The 1,670-nt window shown below is 31.7% G+C and carries 3 protein-coding genes; 1 reads left to right on the forward strand and 2 read right to left on the reverse strand.

Annotation, left to right across the window (positions count from 1 at the left end; all coding sequences use genetic code 11):
- Positions 1-148: 148 nt before the first annotated feature.
- Positions 149-391 (reverse strand): hypothetical protein, encoded by a 243-nt coding sequence (locus FOT98_RS30530; protein ID WP_000467112.1) that lies wholly within the window; start codon positions 389-391, stop codon positions 149-151.
- Positions 392-491: 100 nt separating this feature from the next.
- On the opposite strand from FOT98_RS30530, the gene FOT98_RS30535 reads away from it, so the two are divergent.
- Positions 492-1,094: a hypothetical protein gene (locus FOT98_RS30535; RefSeq protein ID WP_000751948.1), complete on the forward strand. Its 603-nt coding sequence runs from the start codon at positions 492-494 to the stop codon at positions 1,092-1,094.
- A gap of 333 nt (positions 1,095-1,427) precedes the next feature.
- On the opposite strand, the gene FOT98_RS32655 is transcribed toward FOT98_RS30535, so the two are convergent.
- On the reverse strand, positions 1,428-1,583 hold the full coding sequence (locus FOT98_RS32655) for a hypothetical protein (RefSeq protein WP_000394773.1): 156 nt from the start codon (positions 1,581-1,583) through the stop codon (positions 1,428-1,430).
- Positions 1,584-1,670 lie beyond the last annotated feature (87 nt).

Consider the following 1,670-nt stretch of genomic DNA (forward strand, 5'->3'; position numbering starts at 1 on the left):
TGGTAGGACCCCTAAATAAAAATAACGGCATAAACCCCTTAAATAACCGATTTTTCCTAACTAGCACTATATTAAAATTGTTAGTAAAATATTCCATTTATCTAATAATTTGTTATAATCGTATTTAATAAGAATTATTGTTAGTATTTTACAAATTTATGATGTATTCTCCTATCCAAAAAATAAAACATAATGCTACAAAGCCAACAAGATTTATCATTACTTCCTTTTTTGTAGGTCTGTCTCTAAATATAAAAGCGGATAAAAACAATAAAAACGCCATTCCATACAACCACCAAACTGTACGAGATATGCTAAACAACCCTATAGACAGTGCAACTACAATAATTACGTAAATACGTTCATTTTTTGAAGTAATCTTACCAAACATATTGACTCCTACCTCCTATTTTTAGAAAATAATTACTTTTCAGAGAATGACTGTATAATATATTGTATTAAATTTCTTATACAAATGAAAGGGGATTATTATGAAAAAAACATTATTAGCAGGAAGTTCATTGGTTTTATTACTAAGCTCAGGGTTTGCATTTAGTTCAACAACGCAAGCAGCAGAGAACAAGGAAGGAAATTCACCTGCAGTTTCTTACAACCAGGATGTATCAAAAGAAAATAGAGCAATTGATATTAGTTCATTACCTCAACAAGATTTAGACTCTTTATTCCTAAATGGACAAGCTCCCTTTAATCCAATAACACCTAAAGATTCGGATCAAATTCAATATGTTCACCCCACAGCTGGTACATTCAACTGGAAATATGTAACGACAACTTATGGAAACAATGTATTTTATAATGCCTCATATCGTTTTATGGTTAACGCAGCTATAGCAGGTTTAGGTGCTGGGGTTATAGCGAAAATCGGAAATACGTTTGCTTCTGGTGTAGCTGGGTATGTAATAGGTGGACTATCTCTTCCTAAAAGTAAAAACTATTGGTGGACTGTACAAAAATGGCAGGATCAAGATGCATACAATGTTTATATTAAATACAACATTAAAGTTTATTCTGATTCTGGACGTACAAAATTAGTTGATTCTTATACCGAGCAATTTGCACAAAGATATAGATAAAACCATTGCCGTAAAATATATTAAAGACTAACTATTAAATGGGTTTGCTTGTTTTCAAAATAAGCAAACCCTTCCCTATAAAACTACTTTTATTTTTTATATCACTTAAATTAGGAATCACAGTATAAACCACTTAATTTAGTCCCTCATATTTCCAAACGTTGACCAAAAAATGAAAATATGGTATGTTTACTTTAGATTAGTTATATATTGAATGCATATTCAGTATATATAAAGTATAGTACTTAACTGAATTGCATAAACTAAAAAAGACGAGATGCTGTCAACATCCCGTCTCATAACTGCTACTGTCAAGGTGGCTGTTATTATGCATTATCTTTTTCTTTTAGACCCACGCTTGTACTTTGGTCGGTGAAGCGCGGGTTTTTTGTTGTCTTTTTTTTCGAATTGCTTTTTCAGTGCGTATGCTGAAACCTCACGCACAACTGCTCTTGCAATTTCTTTTAAAAGTTCGAACAAAAATTCCATGTTATATCACCCCCTTTCCTTCCAAATGGAAAGAAGGGATAATAACAAGCCCACCTTCACACGATATACAGTTATACTTCTATTTTA

Source organism: Bacillus sp. HY001, assembly GCF_007558965.1.
Classification (GTDB): domain Bacteria; phylum Bacillota; class Bacilli; order Bacillales; family Bacillaceae_G; genus Bacillus_A; species Bacillus_A mobilis.